Annotated in this window: 17 protein-coding genes; 11 read left to right on the top strand and 6 right to left on the bottom strand. The window is 53.2% G+C overall.

The window, feature by feature from the left end:
- Positions 1–197 precede the first annotated feature (197 nt).
- The 3 genes from lpxP to RAC65_RS18560 all read left to right on the top strand — a co-directional run bounded on the left by lpxP (position 198) and on the right by RAC65_RS18560 (position 3,636).
- Positions 198–1,121 carry a kdo(2)-lipid IV(A) palmitoleoyltransferase gene (lpxP, locus tag RAC65_RS18570; protein ID WP_205955831.1) on the top strand — a complete coding sequence of 308 codons (924 nt, stop codon included), beginning with the start codon at positions 198–200 and terminating at the stop codon, positions 1,119–1,121.
- 786 nt (positions 1,122–1,907) lie between these two features.
- A complete protein-coding gene (locus RAC65_RS18565) occupies positions 1,908–2,549 on the top strand; it encodes an oligosaccharide flippase family protein (protein WP_375097023.1) in 642 nt (213 codons plus the stop codon).
- A gap of 469 nt (positions 2,550–3,018) precedes the next feature.
- Positions 3,019–3,636: a trimeric intracellular cation channel family protein gene (locus RAC65_RS18560; protein WP_006121350.1), complete on the top strand. Its 618-nt coding sequence runs from the start codon at positions 3,019–3,021 to the stop codon at positions 3,634–3,636.
- Here RAC65_RS18560 and ligB read toward each other — a convergent pair.
- On the bottom strand, positions 3,550–5,319 hold the full coding sequence (gene ligB, locus RAC65_RS18555) for an NAD-dependent DNA ligase LigB (RefSeq protein ID WP_375097022.1): 1,770 nt from the start codon (positions 5,317–5,319) through the stop codon (positions 3,550–3,552). The genes RAC65_RS18560 and ligB overlap by 87 nt on opposite strands.
- A 241-nt stretch (positions 5,320–5,560) precedes the next feature.
- Here ligB and gmk point away from each other — a divergent pair, with 241 nt between their 5' ends.
- From gmk to RAC65_RS18520, 7 genes are all read left to right on the top strand, one after another.
- Positions 5,561–6,184 (top strand): guanylate kinase, encoded by a 624-nt coding sequence (gene gmk, locus RAC65_RS18550; RefSeq protein WP_006121348.1) that lies wholly within the window; start codon positions 5,561–5,563, stop codon positions 6,182–6,184.
- A gap of 54 nt (positions 6,185–6,238) precedes the next feature.
- Positions 6,239–6,514: a DNA-directed RNA polymerase subunit omega gene (gene rpoZ, locus RAC65_RS18545; RefSeq protein WP_003851346.1), complete on the top strand. Its 276-nt coding sequence runs from the start codon at positions 6,239–6,241 to the stop codon at positions 6,512–6,514.
- Between the two features lie 20 nt (positions 6,515–6,534).
- On the top strand, positions 6,535–8,640 hold the full coding sequence (gene spoT, locus RAC65_RS18540) for a bifunctional GTP diphosphokinase/guanosine-3',5'-bis pyrophosphate 3'-pyrophosphohydrolase (protein WP_006121343.1): 2,106 nt from the start codon (positions 6,535–6,537) through the stop codon (positions 8,638–8,640).
- A gap of 3 nt (positions 8,641–8,643) precedes the next feature.
- Positions 8,644–9,345, top strand: a complete 702-nt coding sequence (trmH, locus tag RAC65_RS18535) for a tRNA (guanosine(18)-2'-O)-methyltransferase TrmH (RefSeq protein WP_006121342.1) — start codon at positions 8,644–8,646, stop codon at positions 9,343–9,345.
- A complete protein-coding gene (gene recG, locus RAC65_RS18530; RefSeq protein ID WP_375097021.1) occupies positions 9,342–11,420 on the top strand; it encodes an ATP-dependent DNA helicase RecG in 2,079 nt (692 codons plus the stop codon). The genes trmH and recG overlap by 4 nt, the downstream gene beginning before the upstream one ends.
- 83 nt (positions 11,421–11,503) lie before the next feature.
- Positions 11,504–12,877 carry an NCS2 family protein gene (locus RAC65_RS18525; RefSeq protein WP_369974392.1) on the top strand — a complete coding sequence of 458 codons (1,374 nt, stop codon included), beginning with the start codon at positions 11,504–11,506 and terminating at the stop codon, positions 12,875–12,877.
- Between the two features lie 118 nt (positions 12,878–12,995).
- On the top strand, positions 12,996–14,675 hold the full coding sequence (locus RAC65_RS18520) for an AsmA family protein (RefSeq protein ID WP_033738039.1): 1,680 nt from the start codon (positions 12,996–12,998) through the stop codon (positions 14,673–14,675).
- A gap of 32 nt (positions 14,676–14,707) precedes the next feature.
- Here RAC65_RS18520 and fabY read toward each other — a convergent pair whose 3' ends face one another.
- The 5 genes from fabY to typA form a co-directional block, all read right to left on the bottom strand.
- The gene (gene fabY / locus RAC65_RS18515; protein WP_172912711.1) at positions 14,708–15,655 is read right to left on the bottom strand and encodes a fatty acid biosynthesis protein FabY; all 948 of its coding nucleotides are present in this window, start codon (positions 15,653–15,655) and stop codon (positions 14,708–14,710) included.
- A 59-nt stretch (positions 15,656–15,714) separates the two neighbouring features.
- Complete coding sequence (gene dtd, locus RAC65_RS18510; RefSeq protein WP_006121336.1) at positions 15,715–16,152, bottom strand: D-aminoacyl-tRNA deacylase; 438 nt, start codon at positions 16,150–16,152, stop codon at positions 15,715–15,717.
- On the bottom strand, positions 16,149–17,018 hold the full coding sequence (locus RAC65_RS18505; RefSeq protein WP_033738033.1) for a virulence factor BrkB family protein: 870 nt from the start codon (positions 17,016–17,018) through the stop codon (positions 16,149–16,151). The genes dtd and RAC65_RS18505 overlap by 4 nt, the downstream gene beginning before the upstream one ends.
- Before the next feature lie 3 nt (positions 17,019–17,021).
- The gene (gene yihX, locus RAC65_RS18500; RefSeq protein ID WP_006121333.1) at positions 17,022–17,618 is read right to left on the bottom strand and encodes a glucose-1-phosphatase; all 597 of its coding nucleotides are present in this window, start codon (positions 17,616–17,618) and stop codon (positions 17,022–17,024) included.
- 224 nt (positions 17,619–17,842) lie between these two features.
- Positions 17,843–19,666: a ribosome-dependent GTPase TypA gene (gene typA, locus RAC65_RS18495; RefSeq protein WP_006121332.1), complete on the bottom strand. Its 1,824-nt coding sequence runs from the start codon at positions 19,664–19,666 to the stop codon at positions 17,843–17,845.
- Between the two features lie 432 nt (positions 19,667–20,098).
- Between typA and glnA the strand changes: the two genes are divergently transcribed.
- Positions 20,099–21,508, top strand: coding sequence for a glutamate--ammonia ligase (gene glnA / locus RAC65_RS18490; RefSeq protein ID WP_006121331.1), 1,410 nt, complete (start codon positions 20,099–20,101; stop codon positions 21,506–21,508).
- Positions 21,509–21,681 lie beyond the last annotated feature (173 nt).

Here is a 21,681-nt window from a genome sequence, read left to right as displayed (position 1 = left end):
TAAATAAAAAAAGCGCTATCTTTCTTCTGATTATGACGCTGTCAATCCCTCATTTTATTCCTCGCTGTAACTGACGCTTCCTGTGCTTTAAGGCACTTTTTGATAAAGTGTGGGTCGTAGTCAGTACAGCTGTACCGCTTGAGAACTTAAGGAATGGGTCTTTTTGCGCTACATCCATTACTTCCTTAAGGTTTATAATGAAAAACACCAGGCAGTTTAGTCGTTCCCTTTTATATCCCCGCTATTGGTTTACATGGTTTGGTCTTGGCATTCTTTGGCTGTTGGTTCAACTCCCCTATCCTGTGCTGATGCGACTTGGCGCAGGTGCCGGCCGGCTTTCCCGCCATTTTCTTCAGCGCAGAGAGCGCATTACGCGCCGTAATATTGAACTCTGCTTTCCGGATATCAGCGACGAAGATAAAGAAATCATGATTGCGGGAAATTTTGCCTCTCTCGGCATGGCACTGATGGAAACGGGTATCGCCTGGTTCTGGCCAGACCATGCCGTTAAACGTCTGTTCAACGTCTCGGGCCTGTCGAACCTCTACTCAGCCCAGAATGAGCGTCGTGGCGTAATGCTCATCGGCATCCATTTCATGTCGCTGGAGCTGGGTGGTCGCATCAGCGGGTTGTGTCAGCCGATGATGGCAATGTACCGTCCCCATAATAACCACGCGATGGAGTACGTACAGACCAGAGGCCGTATGCGTTCGAATAAAGCGATGATAGACCGTCGCGATCTGAGAGGGATGGTGCAGGCGCTGAAACAAGGTGAATCTGTCTGGTTTGCGCCAGACCAGGATTACGGTCCCAAAGGCAGTACGTTTGCCCCCTTGTTTGCTGTAGAAAAAGCCGCGACGACCAACGGTACCTATGTGTTGTCCCGGTTGGCTAAGCCCGCTATGGTTCCAATTATGCTGATTCGTAATCCTGGCAATGATGGCTATAAGCTGATTATTGAACCGATTCTGGAAAATTACCCGCATGCGGATGAAGCCGCAGCCGCAGCTTATATGAATAAAGTGATTGAGAACCAAATCATGCGAGCGCCTGAGCAATACCTCTGGCTACATCGCCGCTTCAAAACGCGTCCGCCTGGCGAAGCCTCTCTTTACGTATAGACAGACATAAAGCAGGTTTCGGCCTGCTTTTTCGTGTGACAGACCTCTCTGTTAATTTGGAGGCTTCCTTCTGACGGCCTGTTTTCACTATTACCGCGATAATCCTGCCTCCCTGCCACGGGCTCTGTTCGCCTTCTTAGCCCGAACTCAGATCCAGACTGAGCCATAAATCGTACGCATTACAAATATTTTCGCAGTCAACATGCATTAGCAGTATATCGGGTCTGAATGCTTACCCTTCGGTTATTATTTGCCCTTGCTTAAGCATGCTGTATGGGAAAAATCCTGGAGAATGACGGGCGAACCCGTGTATGTACGGCTTATTTAACGTTTTTTTATTTTTTTCATGTATTGCTTCAGTTTCCAGACTTAACGAAAAAACAAAAAAAGAGAACGCTGTGATAAGGCCTGTGCAAATAATGCTGTAAATGATGAATATTATTTCCTTAGTCAAATCACATATCAGATTTTCCTTATGATGTTAACTTTCATAAAACGCGCTATAAATCATCTGCACACAGCAAAGCTATTCAAAACATAACAGCATGACATTTCCGGCGAACATTATTTCCGCCGGAAAATTTAAGCAATTTAAAATGAACGGATAATAATAATGACAACAGGGGAAATTCATCACCAGGGGAACGTTCATTATTAGCAGTATGCTTTAACACACAGCTCATTATAAAGATAAAAATTTACTTTATTAAATTATAGTAATGCCAGCGCGGTCCTGATGAATACTCATCGGCGCAGCGCCCTACTACTCTGCCCGGCGAGAAAAAAATGACAACACGAAAAATAAATCTGGAAAACGTCAAGTGGCCTTTTCTTTCATCGGTCAAAATGCTGAGTATGGGTGTGTTACAACTTTCAGTATTGGGAAAAGTCCTGCAGGCCGATACCTATAATCTGCTGGCGGTCGTCATTACAGGCTTGATGGTTATTGACACACTGGCCGATCGTGGTTTTTCCAATACGTTGATTCGATATGCACCGCTGCCAGTAAAAACGCTGTCCGTGCTTTACTGGGGCAATATATTCATGGGCCTGGTCATTTTTTCTGCCCTTTTTACTTGCGGTCTTATGCTTGAACATATGTTTGGGCTACCCGAGGTGGCCAGGGTTGTTGAAATCGCATCGGTCATCTTTATTATTATTCCTCAGGGCCAGTCTTATCGCGCCCTGATGCAGCGTGAAAAGCAATTCTCTGATATCGCTTTTTGCGAGATCGCCTCTGTATTTATCGGCCTGATCATTACACTATTGACCCTATGGCTGGCGCCTTCCGTTTTATGTGCTTTATGGGGCTATCTGGCAATGGCATCAGTGAGAATGCTGACGTATTGCTTTTATGGTCGTAAATGTTTTCGACCCGACTATGACTTCAACCTGAAAGCGTTCTTTCAGCTTCATATGAAGCACTGACAAACCGCTATTGGCTGGAATCAGCCCGACGGTAAAAGCAGGAAAACGTGCTGTTAACCGGTACGTTTTCCTCAATAAAACCCCACCACTTTTCATTTCAGACACCTTCTGTGTGCGTTGTTGTCCTCTTTATCCTTATTCTCACCTTACTTCCCCCCGCATTTAGCCCACGGACAGGTCCCCATGCTCTGCTTTGCGTGGTTTGCTTTCTCTGTCTGTCACCACATAATGTCGCCGACGGGCAAGGGTTCAACGTTGTAAACAGGCTGGCGTCATATCGGCGAAAAATTCGCATCACGACGTTTTTTAATTCGTCTCCGTGTAAAAACCGATACAGCCTTTTGATAATAAAGGCATTACTCTTGCCCGCATAATTTTTACTAATACTTTAACTCTTAATAACAGAAAAACTCAGTCGCGCCGTTTTTGTCAGTGGCGTAGCCTTGCCGCCGTCTTCCTGGAGCCTGCTATGTTACTTACTGTTCTTTATATTATTGGGATCACCGCCGAGGCGATGACGGGTGCGCTTGCCGCAGGTCGCCGTAAAATGGATCTGTTCGGCGTCATTATCATTGCTTCCGTTACCGCGATAGGCGGAGGCTCCGTGCGCGATATATTGCTGGGGCACTATCCGCTTGGCTGGGTCAAACATCCTGAGTACATCATGATCGTGGCCGCTGCCGCTGTAGTAACGACTTTTTTGGCACCGCTAATGACGCACCTGCGCAAGGTGTTTCTGGTATTGGATGCGCTGGGCCTGGTGGTATTTTCGATTATTGGCGCGCAGGTGGCACTGGACTCAGGCCACGCCATGATCATCGCCGCAATCAGCGCCGTGATCACAGGCGTCTTTGGCGGCGTTTTACGCGATATGTTTTGTAACCGCATCCCACTGGTATTCCAAAAAGAGCTGTATGCCGGCATCGCTTTTGCAGCAGGCTGGATGTATATCCTGCTCCTGAAAACGCCGCTGCCGCATGAAGCAGTGGTGATTATCACCTTACTCTTCGGCTTCTTTGCGCGTCTGCTGGCGCTGAGATTCCGTCTCGGGCTGCCCATCTTCAATTACCCTCATCCTGAGCATTGATGAAGAAGGAATGCCCTGCTGCTGCAAAAAGTGGATTAACGCTCTGAGCCCGGCATCCTGAAACTGCGCCGTAATCTGCTCTGCCCGGCGTGCGCCAACGCCCGGCAGAGATTGCCAGGCCTGTTTATCCCGGGCAAGAACACTCTCCCAGTCGCCGTCGGCCAATGACAGTAGCGCCTTTTGCGGCAACGCCACCCCTAACGCGCTAACCCAGCGGCGCAAAGGCTGTTGACGGGTCAAACTGAATTGATGCCAGATTTGCTGCGCTCTTTCGGGTGAAATACTCGCTGCTGTCGCGATCTGTTCGGGGGTTAAGGCCAGCCACGCAAACAGATGTGTAATCAAACCCGTTTCCAGTAACCGTTGCCAGGTGCTGCGTTGCACACCCGCAATATTCAGCACCGATTTTTGACTCAACCAACTGAGGCGCGCCAGTAACTGACGATGGCACTGCGGTGCCAAAATATAACAACTCAGCGACGTGAAACGATCCGTCTGAGGCGGCTCAGGATAGTCACGTTGCGCAACGCGCCAGATAACGCGATCCAGACGTGGAATGCCTTGTCCGGCAAGGCTGACCGTCACCTGGTCGCCCGCAATAATGTCCCGCTCTCGCCAGCGTTTTAGTGAGCCGATGCTGACTCGCCGGACGATTTTGTCATCCAGTTGAACGGGTTGCAGGTTGAGTACGACCGCGATTTTTCCCGTTCGCCCGATTGAGAAATCAACGGAACGGACCTCAGTGCTGACCTCAGGAGGCGGGTATTTCCAGGCGACAGCCCACTCGCCTTCACCGGGCCGCCAGTATTTGCCTGCAGGCCGGGCCGTCTGATGCACAACAATGCCATCGGTTACAAAAGGCAGTGGCGCGTGAAACCAGCGCTCGCGCCATTCAGCCGCGTCCTCTTCATCCTGAACAGGCTGACTCCATTGACGGGCAAGGCTAAACCCCCAATCCGATAAACGCGTCAGTCTTTCCCGCATGGCATCTGGTCCGTCAGGCCATCCCCAGATAAAAATGCCCAGTTGTGTCAAAAGCGTTGTGGCGTCATTACGCAACATTGCGCCTGCGACCAGAGCCCTGGCATTCTTCCCGCCGTCAACCGCCTGGTGATGACCGGTCATCTGCAAAAAGAGTTCGCCCTGTAAAACCACGCTCTCTTCATCGCTGTCAATCTCCAGCGGAATAGCAGGGATCAGCCTGGCTTTTTCGACCCACTCCTCACCGTGTAAGCCGTCGCCACGACTGATGAATGACACCAGTTTCCCGTGCCGATAGACCAGCGAAACGGCCACGCCATCGACTTTGGGCTGCACCCAGAGATCCCGGCGTGGCTGCATCCAATAGCCTAAAGCACGCTTATCCCAAACCTTTTTGACACCAGTATGCGCAACGGGATGCCAGCGCGTGCCATCGTTGGGCAATACCGGTACATCCTCTTTCTCACCCGTCCTGAAGCAGCGTTGCCAGTGATTGAGCCGCGTCTGCAGGCTATCGTAGTCGGCATCGGCCACGGGTGAATGGCCTTGCTGATAATACGCCGCGTCCCACTGCCGGAGCTGTTGTTGTAAATGGTCAATCTCCTTTGCCGCTCGACCCGGCGTCCAGGTCGGGCACAGCGCCCCAAACGCGGAAAATGTGCTGGCTGTTATGAGCAGCCCGGCGGCTAAGCATCCTTTCATCCCTGACCTCCTGATGTTTAGGATATTCAACCGCCAAAACAGCCGGTTCAGCCAGCCCCGCTTCCCGGTTCTGGAACGCCTCCTGGAAATTGAATACGTCTTTACAGCCTGCGAAACAGTGGTTGCGGCGCACCCCGCATAAACTTTTCGTGATGAGGGCGGTGCAAACGCTGCGTGGCGCGGGGAAGCCGTGTATACTGTGCAGGAAATCGACTCCGCAATTAATCAATTCAAGAACATCATGGCCCAAGGTACGCTCTATATTGTTTCTGCTCCTAGCGGCGCAGGAAAATCCAGCCTTATTCAGGCACTGTTAAAAACGCAGCCGCTGTACGATACGCAAGTGTCTGTTTCGCACACCACTCGCGGCATGCGCCCCGGTGAAGCGCACGGTGAGCATTACTTCTTTGTGCAAAAGCATGAGTTTGAAAAAATGATTGCGGAAGATGCTTTCCTTGAACACGCGAAAGTTTTCGATAACTACTACGGCACGTCGCGCAAGGCGATCGAACAGGTGCTGGCAACCGGCGTCGATGTTTTCCTTGATATTGACTGGCAGGGCGCACAGCAAATTCGCGCTAAAATGCCCGACGCGCGCAGTATATTTGTCTTGCCTCCTTCTAAAGAAGAGCTGGATCGTCGCCTGCGCGGCCGCGGTCAGGACAGCGAAGAGGTGATTGCCCGTCGTATGGCACAAGCCGTGGCCGAAATGAGCCACTATGGCGAATACGATTATTTAATTGTGAATGATGATTTTGATCTGGCCTTATCCGATCTGAAGACCATTATTCGTGCAGAACGTCTGCGCATGGCCCGCCAGAAAGCGCGCCATGATGCTTTAATCAGCAAACTGTTGGCAGTCTGAACCCAGTTTCAGTATGATGCCGAGTCATTTCTTCATCTGTGGAGTAGCACACCTATGGCACGCGTAACCGTTCAGGACGCAGTAGAAAAAGTTGGTAATCGTTTTGACCTGGTGTTGGTCGCTGCACGTCGTGCACGTCAGATGCAGGTAGGCGGCAAAGATCCGCTGGTTCCGGAAGAGAACGATAAACCGACCGTTATCGCATTGCGCGAAATCGAAGAAGGTCTGGTCACCAATCAGATTTTAGATGTGCGTGATCGTCAGGAGCAGCAAGAGCAGGAAGCCGCTGAGTTACAGGCCGTTACCGCTATCGCTGAAGGTCGTCGTTAACCGCGAACTGCAGGTCAACCTTGTATCTGTTTGAAAGTCTCAATCAACTGATTGAACAATACTTGCCTGAGGACCAGATCAAGCGCCTCAAGCAAGCCTATCTCGTATCACGTGATGCCCACGAGGGACAGACACGCTCCAGCGGTGAGCCTTACATTACCCATCCTGTTGCGGTGGCGTGCATTCTGGCGGAAATGAAGCTCGACCATGAAACCCTCATGGCCGCGCTTTTGCACGACGTTATTGAAGATACGCCAGCGACCTATCAGGACATGGAACAACTGTTTGGCAAAAGCGTAGCTGAACTGGTTGAAGGCGTTTCGAAGCTGGATAAGCTGAAGTTCCGTGATAAGAAAGAGGCGCAGGCAGAAAACTTCCGCAAGATGATTATGGCGATGGTGCAGGACATCCGCGTTATTCTCATCAAGCTGGCTGACCGCACCCACAACATGCGTACGCTCGGGTCCTTACGCCCTGATAAACGTCGTCGCATCGCGCTGGAAACGCTGGAAATATACAGCCCACTGGCGCACCGCCTGGGTATTCATCACCTTAAAACGGAACTGGAAGAGCTGGGTTTTGAAGCGCTCTATCCGAACCGTTTTCGGGTAATTAAAGAGGTCGTGAAAGCGGCCCGCGGCAACCGTAAAGAGATGATTCAAAAAATCCTCTCTGAAATCGACGGTCGTTTGCAGGAAGCCGGTATTCCCTGCCGGGTAAGTGGTCGCGAAAAGCACCTTTACTCGATTTACCGAAAAATGACGCTGAAAGAGCAGCGTTTTCACTCGATCATGGATATCTATGCCTTTCGCGTCATCGTGAAAGATCTGGATACCTGTTATCGCGTACTGGGCCAGATGCACAGCTTATATAAGCCGCGTCCGGGCCGGGTCAAAGATTACATTGCTATCCCCAAGGCTAATGGCTATCAATCGCTGCATACCTCTATGATCGGGCCGCATGGCGTGCCGGTTGAGGTGCAAATCCGTACCGAAGATATGGATCAGATGGCCGAAATGGGGGTGGCGGCACACTGGGCCTATAAACAGGCCGGTGAAAGCGGCACAACCGCGCAGGTGCGTGCGCAACGCTGGCTGCAAAGCCTGCTGGAGCTGCAACAAAGTGCCGGTAGCTCATTTGAATTCATCGAAAGCGTCAAATCCGATCTCTTCCCGGATGAAATCTATGTCTTTACACCGGAAGGCCGCATCGTCGAGCTGCCAACCGGGGCAACGCCTGTCGATTTTGCCTACGCGGTCCATACCGATATCGGTCATGCCTGCGTTGGCGCGCGCGTTGATCGCCAGCCTTATCCGCTGTCGCAGCCGCTTACCAGCGGCCAGACCATCGAGATCATCACAGCGCCTGGTGCGCGTCCTAACGCGGCCTGGCTCAACTTTGTCGTCAGTTCCAAAGCCCGCGCGAAGATTCGTCAGTTGCTGAAAAACCTGAAGCGCGAAGACTCGGTAAATCTGGGGCGTCGCCTGCTCAGCCATGCGTTGGGTGGCAGTCGTAAACTGGCGGAGGTGCCAGCCGAAAACATCAAGCAGGAGCTTGATCGGATGAAGCTGACCTCACTGGACGATCTGTTAGCCGAAATCGGCTTGGGTAATGCCATGAGCGTGGTCGTCGCCAAGAACCTGTTGCAGACCGACACCAGCGCGCTCAACAACAAAAAACAAGGCAAGCTGCCGATTAAAGGGGCAGACGGCGTCCTCATTACCTTTGCAAAATGCTGCCGCCCCATTCCAGGCGATCCTATCGTTGCCCACGTCAGCCCGGGCAAGGGCCTGGTCGTTCACCATGAATCCTGTCGCAATATTCGTGGCTACCAAAAAGAGCCCGAAAAATTCATGCCTGTGGAGTGGGATAAAGTTACAGAGCAGGAGTTTGTCGCAGAGATAAAGGTGGATATGTTTAACCACCAGGGCGCACTGGCCAACCTGACGGCCGCCATCAATACGGCGGGCTCCAATATTCAGAGCCTGAATACGGAAGAACGCGATGGCCGTGTTTACAGTGCTTTTATTCGTCTGACCGCACGCGATCGCGTCCACCTGGCCAATATCATGCGTAAAATCCGTGTGATGCCGGATGTGATTAAAGTTCACCGCAACCGTAACTAGTGCATGAATCCTCAACGTTTTGCCCGAATTCAGGAAATGCTGGCCTTGCGCCAGCACGACCTTACCGTCTGCATGGAGCAGGTACATAAGCCGCACAATGTTTCTGCTGTCATTCGCACCGCGGATGCTGTCGGTATCCATGAAGTCCATGCCGTATGGCCAGGCCAACGCATGCGAACGCAGGCCTCAGCCTCGGCTGGCAGCAACAGTTGGGTAAACGTAGTAACGCACCGCTCAATCAGCGACGCGATTAGCCACCTCAAAACGCAAGACATGCAGATACTGGCGACGAACCTGTCGGCGGATGCTGTGGATTTTCGTGAGATTGACTACACCAAACCTACCTGCATTTTGATGGGTCAGGAAAAAACGGGCATTACCGATGAAGCCCTGGCGCTGGCCGACCACCATATCATTATCCCGATGGTGGGTATGGTACAGTCGCTTAACGTTTCCGTTGCCTCTGCCCTGATTCTGTATGAAGCCCAGCGCCAGCGGCAGAATGCTGGCATGTACCGTCGTCAGTCCAGCCTCCTGGCAGAGAAAGAGCAACAGCGTCTGCTGTTTGAGGGCGGCTATCCCGTTCTGGCGCGCGTGGCAAAACATAAGCGGATGCCTTATCCCCATATTAACGCGCAGGGTGACATTGAAGCCGATGAGAGTTGGTGGGCCGCCATGCAGTCAACGGGCAGACGTCAGAAATGAAAGGCCGTCTGCTGGATGCCATCCCGCTCAGTACCCTGACCGGCGTCGGCGCCAGTCAGGCAGCAAAGCTGGCTAAAATCGGCCTGCACACCATTCAGGATTTACTGCTTCACCTTCCTCTGCGTTATGAAGATCGTACGCAGTTATATGCCATTAACGACCTGTTGCCCGGCATTTGGGCGACAGTGGAAGGCGAAGTCCTGCATACCGATATCACCTTTGGCCGTCGGCGCATGATGGTCTGTCAGATCGGTGATGGCAGTGGCGTTTTAACGCTGCGCTTTTTCAACTTCAATGCCGGCATGAAAAACAGCCTCGCACCGGGCCGACGCGTCACCGCTTACGGCGAAATCAAACGCGGTCAGCGCGGCGCAGAAATCATCCATCCGGAATACCGCGTACAGGGCGAGCACAGCCATGTCACGCTGGAAGAAACGCTGACGCCCGTGTATTCCACGACCGAGGGCATTCGTCAGGCGACCCTGCGCAGCCTGACCGATCAGGCTTTAACCCTGCTGGATAGCTGTGCCATCACAGAACTTTTGCCGCAGGCGTTAAGCGGCGGGCTGTTAAGCCTGCCTGAAGCCCTTCGCACGCTGCACCGCCCGCCGCCGGACCTCAAACTCAGCGAGCTCGAGAGTGGGCAGCATCCCGCACAGCGCAGGCTGATTCTGGAAGAACTGCTGGCGCATAACCTCAGTATGCTGGCCGTCAGGGCCGGCGCACAGCGCCATTACGCCCTGCCGATGCCTGCCCGGCATACATTAAGTGACCGGTTACTGGCCGCCCTGCCGTTTTCCCCCACGGCAGCCCAAAAACGCGTTGTCGCAGAGATCGAAAAAGACTTAGCGAATGACTTCCCCATGCTGCGCCTGGTACAGGGAGACGTCGGTTCAGGTAAAACCATGGTTGCCGCGCTCGCCGCGCTGAACGTTATCGCCCACGGTAAGCAGGTGGCCCTGATGGCACCTACAGAGTTACTGGCTGAACAACACGCCAATAATTTTCGCCAGTGGCTGGCACCGCTTGGCCTTGAGGTCGGCTGGCTGGCGGGCAAACAAAAGGGCAAAGCGCGACAGGCCCAGCAAGAGGCGATTGCCAGCGGGCAGGTTGCGATGGTGGTCGGCACGCATGCCCTGTTCCAGGAGCAGGTGAAGTTTAACGGGCTGGCGCTGGTCATCATTGATGAGCAACACCGCTTTGGCGTGCATCAGCGACTGGCATTATGGGAAAAAGGAGAAGAGCAGGGTTTTCATCCCCACCAGCTCATCATGACAGCGACGCCGATCCCGCGCACGCTGGCCATGACCGCCTACGCCGATCTTGATACCTCAACCATTGATGAGCTGCCGCCAGGCAGAACACCAGTGACCACCGTAGCGATCCCTGACAGTCGTCGTAATGAGATCATTGAGCGTGTGCAAAAGGCCTGTCACGAGGGCCGTCAGGCTTACTGGGTCTGTACGTTAATTGAAGAGTCAGACCTGCTGGAAGCTCAGGCTGCGGAAGCCACATGGGAAGAACTCAAAGTGGCGCTGCCTGATTTGCAGGTCGGGCTGGTTCATGGCCGTATGAAGCCAGCGGAGAAGCTGGCGGTCATGCAGGCTTTCAAAGCCAACGAAATCCAGCTGTTAGTTGCCACAACCGTCATTGAAGTCGGTGTGGACGTGCCGAACGCCAGCCTGATGATTATTGAAAATCCGGAGCGACTTGGCCTGGCGCAACTGCACCAGCTACGTGGCCGCGTAGGACGTGGCGCGGTCGCCTCTCATTGTGTTCTGCTGTACAAAGCGCCGCTGAGCAAGACGGCCCAGAAGCGTTTGCAGGTGTTGCGTGACAGCAATGACGGTTTCGTGATTGCTCAGCATGATTTAGAGATTCGCGGTCCGGGGGAGCTACTGGGAACGCGCCAGACCGGTAATGCGGAGTTTAAAGTTGCCGATCTGCTGCGCGATCAGGCCATGATCCCTGAAGTCCAGCGCGTCGCTCGTCATATTCACGAACATTATCCTGAGCAGGCGCAGGCGCTGATTGAGCGTTGGCTGCCCGAAACCGGCCGCTACAGCAACGCCTGACCTTTTTTTGCAACCGTGAGCAAACGTTTGCTTTTGATCCGGGGACGATTACAATCGCCTCACTTTTTTTGGGAACCATGACGATGTCGACCACACAGCAACCAGCCCCCACCACCGCCAGTAAAAGTGAACTGATCTATCGCCTGGAAGATCGTCCGCCGCTAACGCAAACCTTGTTTGCAGCCGGACAACACCTTCTGGCGATGTTTGTTGCGGTGATCACGCCCGCGCTGCTCATCTGCCAGGCGCTCGGTTTACCGGCGCAGGATACACAGCACATTATCAGCATGTCCCTGTTCGCGTCCGGTGTGGCATCGGTACTGCAAATCAAAACCTGGGGACCGATCGGTTCAGGGTTACTCTCCATTCAGGGCACCAGCTTTAACTTTGTCACGCCGCTGATTATGGGGGGAATGGCGCTGAAAAATGGTGGCGCGGACGTACCCACAATGATGGCGGCGCTGTTTGGTACATTGATGGTAGCCTCCTGTACGGAAATGGTGCTGTCGCGCGTGCTGCATCTGGCACGCCGCATCATCACGCCGTTAGTCTCAGGTATTGTAGTGATGATTATCGGCTTATCCCTGATTCAGGTCGGCCTTACCTCCATCGGCGGCGGGTTTGCTGCGATGAACGATCACAGCTTCGGCGCGCCGAAAAATCTGCTGTTAGCCGGTGCCGTGCTGGTGGTGATTATCCTGCTGAATCGCCAGAAAAACCCCTATCTGCGCGTTGCGTCGCTGGTGATTGCGATGGCGGTAGGCTACCTGCTGGCCTGGGCAATGGGCATGCTACCCACCATCAGCACGCCTGCCGGACAGCCGATCGTGGCGTTCCCCACTCCGCTCTATTACGGCCTGGGATTTGACTGGAATCTGCTGATCCCGCTGATGCTGGTCTTTATGGTGACCTCGCTGGAAACCATTGGGGACATCACCGCCACTTCGGATGTCTCTGAACAGCCGGTCAGCGGCCCGTTATACATGAAGCGCCTGAAAGGCGGTGTGCTGGCAAACGGCCTGAACTCTTTTGTATCTGCCCTGTTTAATACCTTTCCTAACTCCTGCTTTGGCCAGAATAATGGCGTGATTCAGCTGACAGGCGTTGCCAGCCGCTACGTGGGATTTGTTGTCGCGCTGATGCTGATCCTGCTGGGACTGTTCCCGGCAGTGAGCGGACTGGTACAGCACATTCCTGAGCCCGTGCTGGGCGGCGCTACGATTGTGATGTTTGGCACAATCGCCGCATCCGGTGTCCGTATCGTTTCCCGGGAGCAGCTGAATCGCCGGGCTATCATGATTATCGCGCTGTCGCTGGCAGCAGGACTCGGTGTTTCCCAGCAGCCCCTGATTCTGCAATTTGCACCCGACTGGCTGAAAACGTTACTCTCTTCCGGTATCGCTGCGGGTGGGATTACCGCGATTGTGCTGAATCTTATCTTCCCACCCGAAAAGTAACGTTCAAGGCAGGCGGCAACCCGCCTGCTATTTCGGCTGATTTACATCCAGGCGGTTGAGCTATAACGATAATTCAGGCATAACAACCTTTCAGCGGACTGAACCCGGGAAGGATACGATGAAATTTATAGGAAAGTTTTTCCTCACCTTATTGTTACTGCTGCTGTTTGCGCTGATCGTCGTCTATGTTCTGCTGCAAACTCAGTGGGGCGCGGGCTGGTTTAGCCGTTGGGTGAGTGATAAAACAGAATGGCATCTGTCGCTGAGCAAAATTGAGCACAATTTTTCTTCACCTACGCACATTATTCTGGATGACTTCAGCTTTGGTCATGACGGCCAACCTGCCGTACTGGTGGCCAAACGCGTCGACCTTGGCATCGCCCTGTTACAGTTCAGCGATCCGTTTCATTTTGCCAGCATAGAATTACGCGACGGCGAGGTAAACCTTGCTAACCTGGCGAACAAAAGCGCACTGCCCATGCAGGCAAACCGCCTGCAGTTAAACAACATGCGCATCGACAGCCCTGCCTCAGCGCTACCGCTGGCGGCACAGCAGGTGAATGGCGGCATTGTGCCCTGGCATCCGCAGGCCGGTGATTTGCTGGGTCGTGATGCGCAGTTCCAGATGAGCGCGGCCAGGATGACGCTCAACAGCGTTGACGGTGAAAACGTGCTGATTCAGGGTAATGTGTCCCAGGGCCGCATGGTATTTAGCAACATTGGGGCGGACTTAGCACGCGGTTCAATGACCGGTAACGGTGAGCGCGACGCGCAGGGTAACTGGAAGATTAATCAACTGCGTCTGAACGATATCCGTCTGCAAACGGCGCATACGCTTGTCGATTTCCTGAAACCGTTTGAAGAAGTACCCTCAGTTACGCTCAACCGGGTTGATATTACCGATGCCCGGCTCCAGGGCCCTGACTGGGCGGTGACCGATCTCGATCTGACGCTGAAAAATCTGAGCTGGAAGGGCCGGGACTGGCAGAGCCAGGACGGATCGCTGGCCATGAATGCCGGTAACTTTATTAACGGGCGCTTCGAACTTAACGATCCCATCATCAACATGGATTTCTCGCCTCAGGGGATTGCCCTGACGCAGTTCAGCTCGCGCTGGGCCAATGGCGTTATCCGGGCTGACGGCAACTGGTCACGTCAGGATAAACGGTTAACGCTGAATAATCTGGCGGTGGCCGGGCTGGAATATACCTTGCCTCAGAACTGGCGGGCGTTATGGCAGGATGCCCTGCCTGACTGGCTGGATGCCGTAACCGTGACGCGCTTTACCTCGAACCGCAATTTACTGATCGATATTAATCCGGCCTTCCCTTTCCAGCTCACTTCACTGGATGGCAGCGGCGAAAATCTGCAGTTGGCCCGTCAGCATCAATGGGGAATCTGGTCAGGTAAGCTGAGTCTGAACGCGGCGGAGTCGACCTTCAATCGTACCGATTTACGTCATCCTTCTGTCGCACTGGAGGCTGATGAACAACAAATTAAGGTGACAGAGCTCAGTGCGTTTAGTGGTAAAGGGTTGCTGGAAGGCACGGCGACCATAGGGCAGCAGGCTGATCGACCTGTCAGCCTGAACCTGACGGGACGCGGCGTGCCCGTTAATGTTCTGCAAAACTGGGGCTGGCCGGCGCTTCCCTTGCAGGGTGACAGCAATTTGCAGCTGCGCCTGAACGCCTCACTGAAAGCGAATCAGCCGCTGGCCCCGTCGGTTAACGCGACACTGTCCGTAACCACAGACAGCCAGCAGCTACAGCAGAGCATGCAGGCCGGACAGGTCCGCTAACGCACACAGGGCCGCAATAGCGGCCCTGTGATTTAATTGATACGCGCGCCGGAGCCGCCCTCTTCCAGTGGTCCGTCGGGATCCACCGGCAACACGATGTAAACCGCTTCAAATACCGCGCCACACTCATCATCGCCAAACAGCTGCACTTCAAGCTGAACACGGGCTTTGCGTCCGCGCGCCAGGCGATCAAGATCGCCACTCAGTGAGCCAAGATCGGCAATAGCACCGGGTTTACCGGTAATCGGACGACTGTAGCGTATGTGCGCGTCGGCCAGAATAATGGTGCCGCCCAGATGGCGCTCCCGCAGTAACAGCCAGATCAGCCCCCAGCCGGTGAGCGTAGCCAGTGAAAACAGGCTTCCGGCAAACAACGTATGGTGCGGATTTTGGTTGCCGGTTTCCGGCATGGTGGTAATAAACTTCTGCCCGGTATATTGCAGGATGCGCACGCCCATTTTTTCACTCAGAGGAATGTGCTCATACCAGGCCTGTTGTAACTGCCCGCACCAGTCCGCACGGTGCAGAATATCGTCCAGTGTGACGACCGGCTTGATCATCAGAAAGTGGCGCACCGGCGTCGTCTGCGGTGCGGTAATCTCGCCCTGATTCAGGTAGCCAAGTTTAGCGAAGAACGCCACCGCATCTTCTCGTGCGCTACAGGTCACGCGCTTCACACCTTCCTGACGCGCAACGGACTCCAGCGTCATCGCCACCAGCGTGCCGAGGCCTTTGCCCTGTACGGTGGGATGAACGGCCAAAAAACGGATAGCCGCTTCGTTATCAGCATTGATATAGAGCCGTCCTACCGCAACCGGATTGCCCTGTTCATCCACCACCATTTGATGATGCGCTAATGCATCCCAGGCATCGCGTTCAGAACCCTGAGGCTGATGCAGCGGCTTTCGTAACATTTCCCAGCGGAACTGATAATACATATCCAGCTCTTCCGCCGTTTGTGGCACACGAAGATGATACATAAAATGGTTCTCTCGTTCTGATGCGGGGTTGCCGAGGCTAAGCCGTGCGAAATGAGGCGTCATACCTGTAACCAGAACGTCACCGGACCGTCGTTGACCAGAGCAACCTGCATGTCGGCAGCAAAACGGCCATTGGCGGTCGTGACATCATGACGGCGACAACACGCGCTGAAATACTCATATAACCGCTCCGCTTCCTGCGGCGCGGCGCCACCGGAAAAAGAGGGCCGCATGCCCTTTTGCGTATCGGCAGCCAGGGTGAACTGTGATACCACCAGCACGCTTCCGCCTGCCTGTTTGACGTTCAGGTTCATCTTGCCCTGTTCATCGCTAAAAATACGGTAGCCCAGTACGCGCTCCGCCAGTCGTTCAGCGCGCTTTTCGTCATCACCTTTTTCAACGCCTAACAGAATTAATAATCCCTGCCCGATCTCACCCACGACCGCATGATCAATGCTGACGCTGGCACGCTGAACGCGTTGAATTAAAGCAATCATCCGTCCTCTCGTTCTTTTTCTCTTTCCTGCCGTTTGAACTGGCGATAGTCATCTAAGGTAACCGTAATTTCGGCACCGAGCAAAACGATGCACCAGGTCCAGTACACCCACAGGAAAAGAATGGGGATCACCGCCAGCACGCCATAGATTAACTGATACGTCGGGAACATCGTAACATACAGCGCAAACCCCTTTTTCCCCAGTTCAAACAGTAACCCGGCGACCAGCGCCCCCGTCAGCGCATCGCGAGAAGGCACCCGCTGCGTCGGGACAATACTGTACAGCAACCAAAATGACAGCCACGACAGAAGCAAGGGAAAGAAACGCAGCGTCTGATCGACCAGGCTGGTCACTCCCGTCACGTTTATCCATTTCAGCGACAGCAGGTAAGAGCTGATGGCTAAACTGGCACCAGCCAGCAACGGCCCAAGCGTCAATATCATCCAGTAGACGGCAAAGGAATAGACCAGCGGGCGCTTTTTATGACTGCGCCAGATAGCATTCAGAGCCGAATCGACAGAATGCATCAACAGCAGCGCCGTGACAATCAGCCCCACGGCGCCCACTGCGGTCATGCGGTGCACGTTAGCCACAAACTGCTCAAGGTAACGCTGCAACGTGTTTCCCGCAGCAGGCATAAAGTTGGCAAAAATAAAGTTTTTAAGCTGGACGCTGATATCAGAAAACACAGGAAACGCGGCAAACAGCGCAAAAACTACGGCGATCAGCGGCACCAGCGCCAGTAGCGACACAAAGGCCAGATTGCCCGCCTGTGTCGTCATGGCATCATTATCAATACGCTTCCAGAGCAGCTTAAGCCACAGCCAAAAGGCATGAAACCTGGGGCGAAAACGATGTAACTTCATGGCTTAAGGCTGACCCGCGAACCAGTCGGGCACGGTTTTACTGTCGGTCACCAGCACGCTGGTAATGCCTAATGCGCGTGCCCCTTCAATATTGGCGGCATTGTCGTCGAAGAAGACGGCCTGATCGGCACTGAATCCTTCCGCATCCAGTACGTGCTGATAAATGCGGGCTTCAGGTTTACGCATGCCCAGTTCCTGGGACAGATAAATCTTGTCAGCCGCCTGCTGCACATCAGGATACTGGGTCGGCCAGAAGGTGCAATGCAGTGCATTGGTGTTCGACAATATCACCACCCGATGTCCCGCCTGGCGTAGCTGATTCATCAGCGCCAGCGTATCCGGACGCACCCCCACAAAGATAGCCTGCCAGCCCGCAGCAAACTGTTCATAGCTCAGCGCAATCTCCAGTTTTTCACATAAGGCTTCTGCAAAGGCTTCATCGCTGATTTCACCGCGCTCATGCTGCTCAAAAGCCGCATCCATTTGAAAATGACTTTGAAGCGATGCCAGCGGTACGCGGCTGAGGTCACTCCAGACGCCCAACACGCGGTTAAAGTCGATATCGATAATCACATTGCCCAAATCAAAGATATACAGCATGGTGCCTCCTTTGGTTCCCTGGATCATTCACTCTAGCGGTAAAAGTGCGGCCTGAACAGGCGGCCCGGACGAGAAAATTACACACTTTAAATTAAGGTACGACAGGACAAAGTGGGAAGGGGACAAAGAAGAAGTTACAGGCTGGTTTAGACTGGATTTAACTGAGCTGGCAAAACCCCGGACAAAAAAAAGCCCCGTTAAAACGGGGCTTTATTATTACGCGATTAGGCGTCTTTACCGCCGCGTGAAGCACGCTTACGGTCGTTCTCAGTCAGGTGACGTTTACGGATACGCACTGACAGAGGCGTAACTTCGACCAGTTCGTCATCATCAATGAACTCGATCGCCTGTTCCAGCGTCATTTTCTGCGGTGGAACCAGTGTGGTGGCTTCGTCAGTACCGGAGGCACGCATGTTAGTCAGCTTCTTACCGGTCAGGCAGTTCACGGTCAGGTCGTTAGAACGGCTGTGAATACCGATGATCTGGCCTTCATAAACTTCCGCGCCATGGCCCAGGAACAGCTTACCGCGATCCTGCAGACCGAACAGGGCGAACGCTACCGCTTTACCCTGGCCGTTAGAGATCAGAACGCCGTTCTGACGCTGACCCACTTCGCCCGGACGAATATCGTCGTAGTGGCTGAAGGTGGAGTACAGCAGACCTGTACCTGATGTCATGGTCATAAATTCGTTACGGAAACCGATCAGACCACGGCTTGGGATGACGTAGTCAAGACGTACGCGGCCTTTGCCATCTGGATCCATATTTTTCAGGTCGCCTTTACGCTCGCCCATGGCCTGCATAACGGAACCCTGATGCGTTTCTTCGATATCCAGCGTCACGTTCTCGAATGGCTCTTGTTTACGGCCTTCGAATTCGCGGAAGATAACTTTCGGACGGGATACCGCCAGTTCGAAACCTTCACGACGCATGTTCTCGATCAGTACAGACAGATGCAGCTCACCACGGCCCGATACGCGGAACGCGTCAGCATCTTCGGTCTCTTCCACACGCAGTGCCACGTTGTGAACCAGTTCTTTGTTCAGACGCTCAAGGATCTGACGTGAGGTCACGTACTTACCTTCTTTACCGCAGAACGGTGAGGTGTTGACGTTGAAGAACATGGTTACCGTTGGCTCATCCACGCTCAGGGCTGGCAGCGCCTGCACATTCTGCGGATCGCAAATGGTGTCAGAAATGTTCAGTTCACCCAGACCGGTGATCGCAATGATGTCGCCCGCTTCTGCCAGGTCGCTGTCAATACGCTCCAGCCCCAGGTGAGTCAGCACTTTACCCACTTTACCGTTACGGGTTTTGCCTTCGCTGTCTACGATGGTGACTTGCTGGTTAGGCTTCACTTTACCGCGCTTGATGCGGCCGATACCGATCACGCCCAGATAGTTGTTGTAGTCCAGCTGAGAAATTTGCATCTGCAGCGGCGCTTCTACTTCAACCTGTGGAGGTGAAACGTGGTCAACGATTGCCTGATACAGCGGGGTCATATCGTCAGCCATGTCGGTGTGATCCAGACCGGCAATACCATTCAGCGCAGAGGCGAAAATGATAGGGAAATCGAGCTGCTCGTCCGTTGCATCCAGGTTAACGAACAGGTCAAACACCTGATCAACAACCCAGTCAGGACGTGCGCCAGGGCGGTCAACTTTGTTGATAACCACAATCGGCTTCAAACCATGCGCGAACGCTTTTTTGGTAACGAAGCGGGTTTGCGGCATAGGGCCATCCATCGCATCTACAACCAACAGTACCGAATCCACCATAGACATTACGCGTTCAACTTCACCACCGAAGTCGGCGTGTCCTGGGGTATCAACGATGTTGATACGGTAGTCGTTCCATTTAATGGCGGTATTTTTTGCGAGGATGGTAATCCCACGCTCTTTCTCCAAATCATTGGAGTCCATCACGCGCTCGGTGGCTTCAGTACGGGCATCAAAAGTACCAGACTGTTGCAGCAGTTTATCAACCAGGGTGGTCTTTCCATGGTCAACGTGCGCGATGATGGCGATGTTACGCAAATTTTCGATCACAGCTTTTTTGCCTCAGGCATTAGAAATAACGCGGTATTGTACACGGATTAAGCGGGAGACTGAACACGATCACACTTTTCACTGAAAGTTTATTGCATTGTCGCAAAATCGCACTAATAGCCGTGCAAAAATTGCACTGCAATGATGTTTCGCACCACAATGGTGCTCATTTTCAACGCCAATGCACATAAAAAGTGCAGTGCAACTATCATGGTGCACGTCTTTTATGACAAAAAGGTGCATGACAGCGCGATTTTGTGCAAAGAAATAAAGTTGGCACAGAATTCGCTTTGTATTATCCAGATGAAAACGACGTAAGACAACGGTTGCAGAGCTGGTCGGGATCAGACTGAGGTATGGCTGACACATGTCGCACATTTCCTCACCCGGTTCTCACCATGTAGACAATGACCATTTCCAGGAGAGTTGAGTATGTCCGCTGAACACGTTCTCTCGATGATGAACGAGCACGAAGTTAAGTTTGTTGACCTGCGTTTTACCGATACCAAAGGTAAAGAACAGCACGTTACTATTCCGGCTCACCAGGTTAACGCTGACTTCTTCGAAGAAGGCAAAATGTTCGATGGCTCTTCCATCGGCGGCTGGAAAGGCATTAACGAATCAGACATGGTACTGATGCCGGATGCAACCACGGCAGTTATGGATCCGTTCTTTGAAGATTCAACACTGATCATTCGCTGTGACATCCTTGAGCCTGGCACCATGCAAGGCTATGACCGCGATCCACGCTCTATCGCAAAGCGCGCTGAAGACTATCTGCGTTCTTCAGGCATCGCTGATACCGTTCTGTTTGGACCCGAGCCAGAATTCTTCCTGTTCGACGATATCCGTTTCGGTTCGTCAACCTCTGGTTCACACGTCGCTATCGATGATATCGAAGCGGCCTGGAACACCGGCAAAGAATACGAAGGCGGTAACAAAGGTCACCGTCCAGGTCTGAAAGGCGGCTACTTCCCGGTTCCACCGGTCGATTCATCACAGGACATCCGTTCTGCTATGTGTCTGACAATGGAGCAAATGGGTCTGGTTGTTGAAGCTCATCACCACGAAGTTGCGACAGCGGGTCAGAACGAAGTGGCAACCCGCTTCAATACCATGACCAAAAAAGCTGACGAAATTCAGATCTACAAATATGTTGTGCACAACGTGGCGCATGCTTACGGCAAAACGGCAACCTTTATGCCGAAGCCAATGTTTGGTGACAACGGTTCAGGTATGCACTGCCACATGTCTCTGTCTAAAGGCGGACAAAACCTGTTCTCTGGTGACAAATACGGCGGCCTGTCTGAAACCGCGCTGTTCTACATCGGCGGTATCATCAAGCACGCAAAAGCAATCAACGCCCTGGCCAACCCAACCACCAACTCTTACAAGCGTCTGGTTCCGGGTTATGAAGCACCGGTTATGCTGGCTTACTCTGCCCGTAACCGTTCTGCATCAATCCGTATCCCGGTTGTTGCCAGCCCGAAAGCACGTCGTATTGAAGCGCGCTTCCCGGACCCAGCGGCTAACCCGTACCTGGCGTTTACTGCACTGCTGATGGCTGGCCTGGATGGCATCATCAACAAAATCCATCCTGGTGATGCGATGGATAAAAACCTGTATGACCTGCCACCGGAAGAAGAAGCTGAGATTCCAAAAGTTGCAGGTTCACTGGAAGAAGCGCTGAATGCACTGAACGAAGACCGCGAGTTCCTGACCCGTGGCGGCGTCTTCACTGACGACGCGATCGATGCTTACATCGAGCTGCGTAAATCAGAGAACGACCGTGTGCGCATGACGCCACATCCGGTTGAGTTCGAACTGTACTACAGCGTCTAATTTCAGAGTCAGCAAAATGGGTGCCGCATTGAAAGATTGCAATTGCGGCACGCTTAACCTGAAACGTTTTTTTGTTGCCGTGGAAACTTTAGCCCATCTTCGGATGGGCTTTTTTCTCCGCGAATTCATCGTTCATTCGCTTTAATTCCGGCTTAAAGACTACAATGCACTAA

Source organism: Pantoea sp. BS_8 (assembly GCF_041954965.1).
GTDB lineage: Bacteria > Pseudomonadota > Gammaproteobacteria > Enterobacterales > Enterobacteriaceae > Pantoea > Pantoea stewartii.
This window is presented reverse-complemented; position numbering and strand designations above follow the sequence as displayed.

What these genes read in the sequence shown, in the direction of transcription:
- trmH (WP_006121342.1), top strand. Translation starts at nt 8,644, where the DNA reads ATGAATCCTCAACGTTTTGCCCGAATTCAGGAAATGCTGGCCTTGCGC.
- gmk (WP_006121348.1), top strand. Translation starts at nt 5,561, where the DNA reads ATGGCCCAAGGTACGCTCTATATTGTTTCTGCTCCTAGCGGCGCAGGA.
- dtd (WP_006121336.1), bottom strand. Translation starts at nt 16,152, where the DNA reads ATGATTGCTTTAATTCAACGCGTTCAGCGTGCCAGCGTCAGCATTGAT.
- RAC65_RS18525 (WP_369974392.1), top strand. Translation starts at nt 11,504, where the DNA reads ATGTCGACCACACAGCAACCAGCCCCCACCACCGCCAGTAAAAGTGAA.
- glnA (WP_006121331.1), top strand. Translation starts at nt 20,099, where the DNA reads ATGTCCGCTGAACACGTTCTCTCGATGATGAACGAGCACGAAGTTAAG.
- fabY (WP_172912711.1), bottom strand. Translation starts at nt 15,655, where the DNA reads ATGTATCATCTTCGTGTGCCACAAACGGCGGAAGAGCTGGATATGTAT.
- yihX (WP_006121333.1), bottom strand. Translation starts at nt 17,618, where the DNA reads ATGCTGTATATCTTTGATTTGGGCAATGTGATTATCGATATCGACTTT.
- ligB (WP_375097022.1), bottom strand. Translation starts at nt 5,319, where the DNA reads ATGAAAGGATGCTTAGCCGCCGGGCTGCTCATAACAGCCAGCACATTT.
- RAC65_RS18520 (WP_033738039.1), top strand. Translation starts at nt 12,996, where the DNA reads ATGAAATTTATAGGAAAGTTTTTCCTCACCTTATTGTTACTGCTGCTG.
- RAC65_RS18505 (WP_033738033.1), bottom strand. Translation starts at nt 17,018, where the DNA reads ATGAAGTTACATCGTTTTCGCCCCAGGTTTCATGCCTTTTGGCTGTGG.
- lpxP (WP_205955831.1), top strand. Translation starts at nt 198, where the DNA reads ATGAAAAACACCAGGCAGTTTAGTCGTTCCCTTTTATATCCCCGCTAT.
- RAC65_RS18560 (WP_006121350.1), top strand. Translation starts at nt 3,019, where the DNA reads ATGTTACTTACTGTTCTTTATATTATTGGGATCACCGCCGAGGCGATG.
- RAC65_RS18565 (WP_375097023.1), top strand. Translation starts at nt 1,908, where the DNA reads ATGACAACACGAAAAATAAATCTGGAAAACGTCAAGTGGCCTTTTCTT.
- rpoZ (WP_003851346.1), top strand. Translation starts at nt 6,239, where the DNA reads ATGGCACGCGTAACCGTTCAGGACGCAGTAGAAAAAGTTGGTAATCGT.
- recG (WP_375097021.1), top strand. Translation starts at nt 9,342, where the DNA reads ATGAAAGGCCGTCTGCTGGATGCCATCCCGCTCAGTACCCTGACCGGC.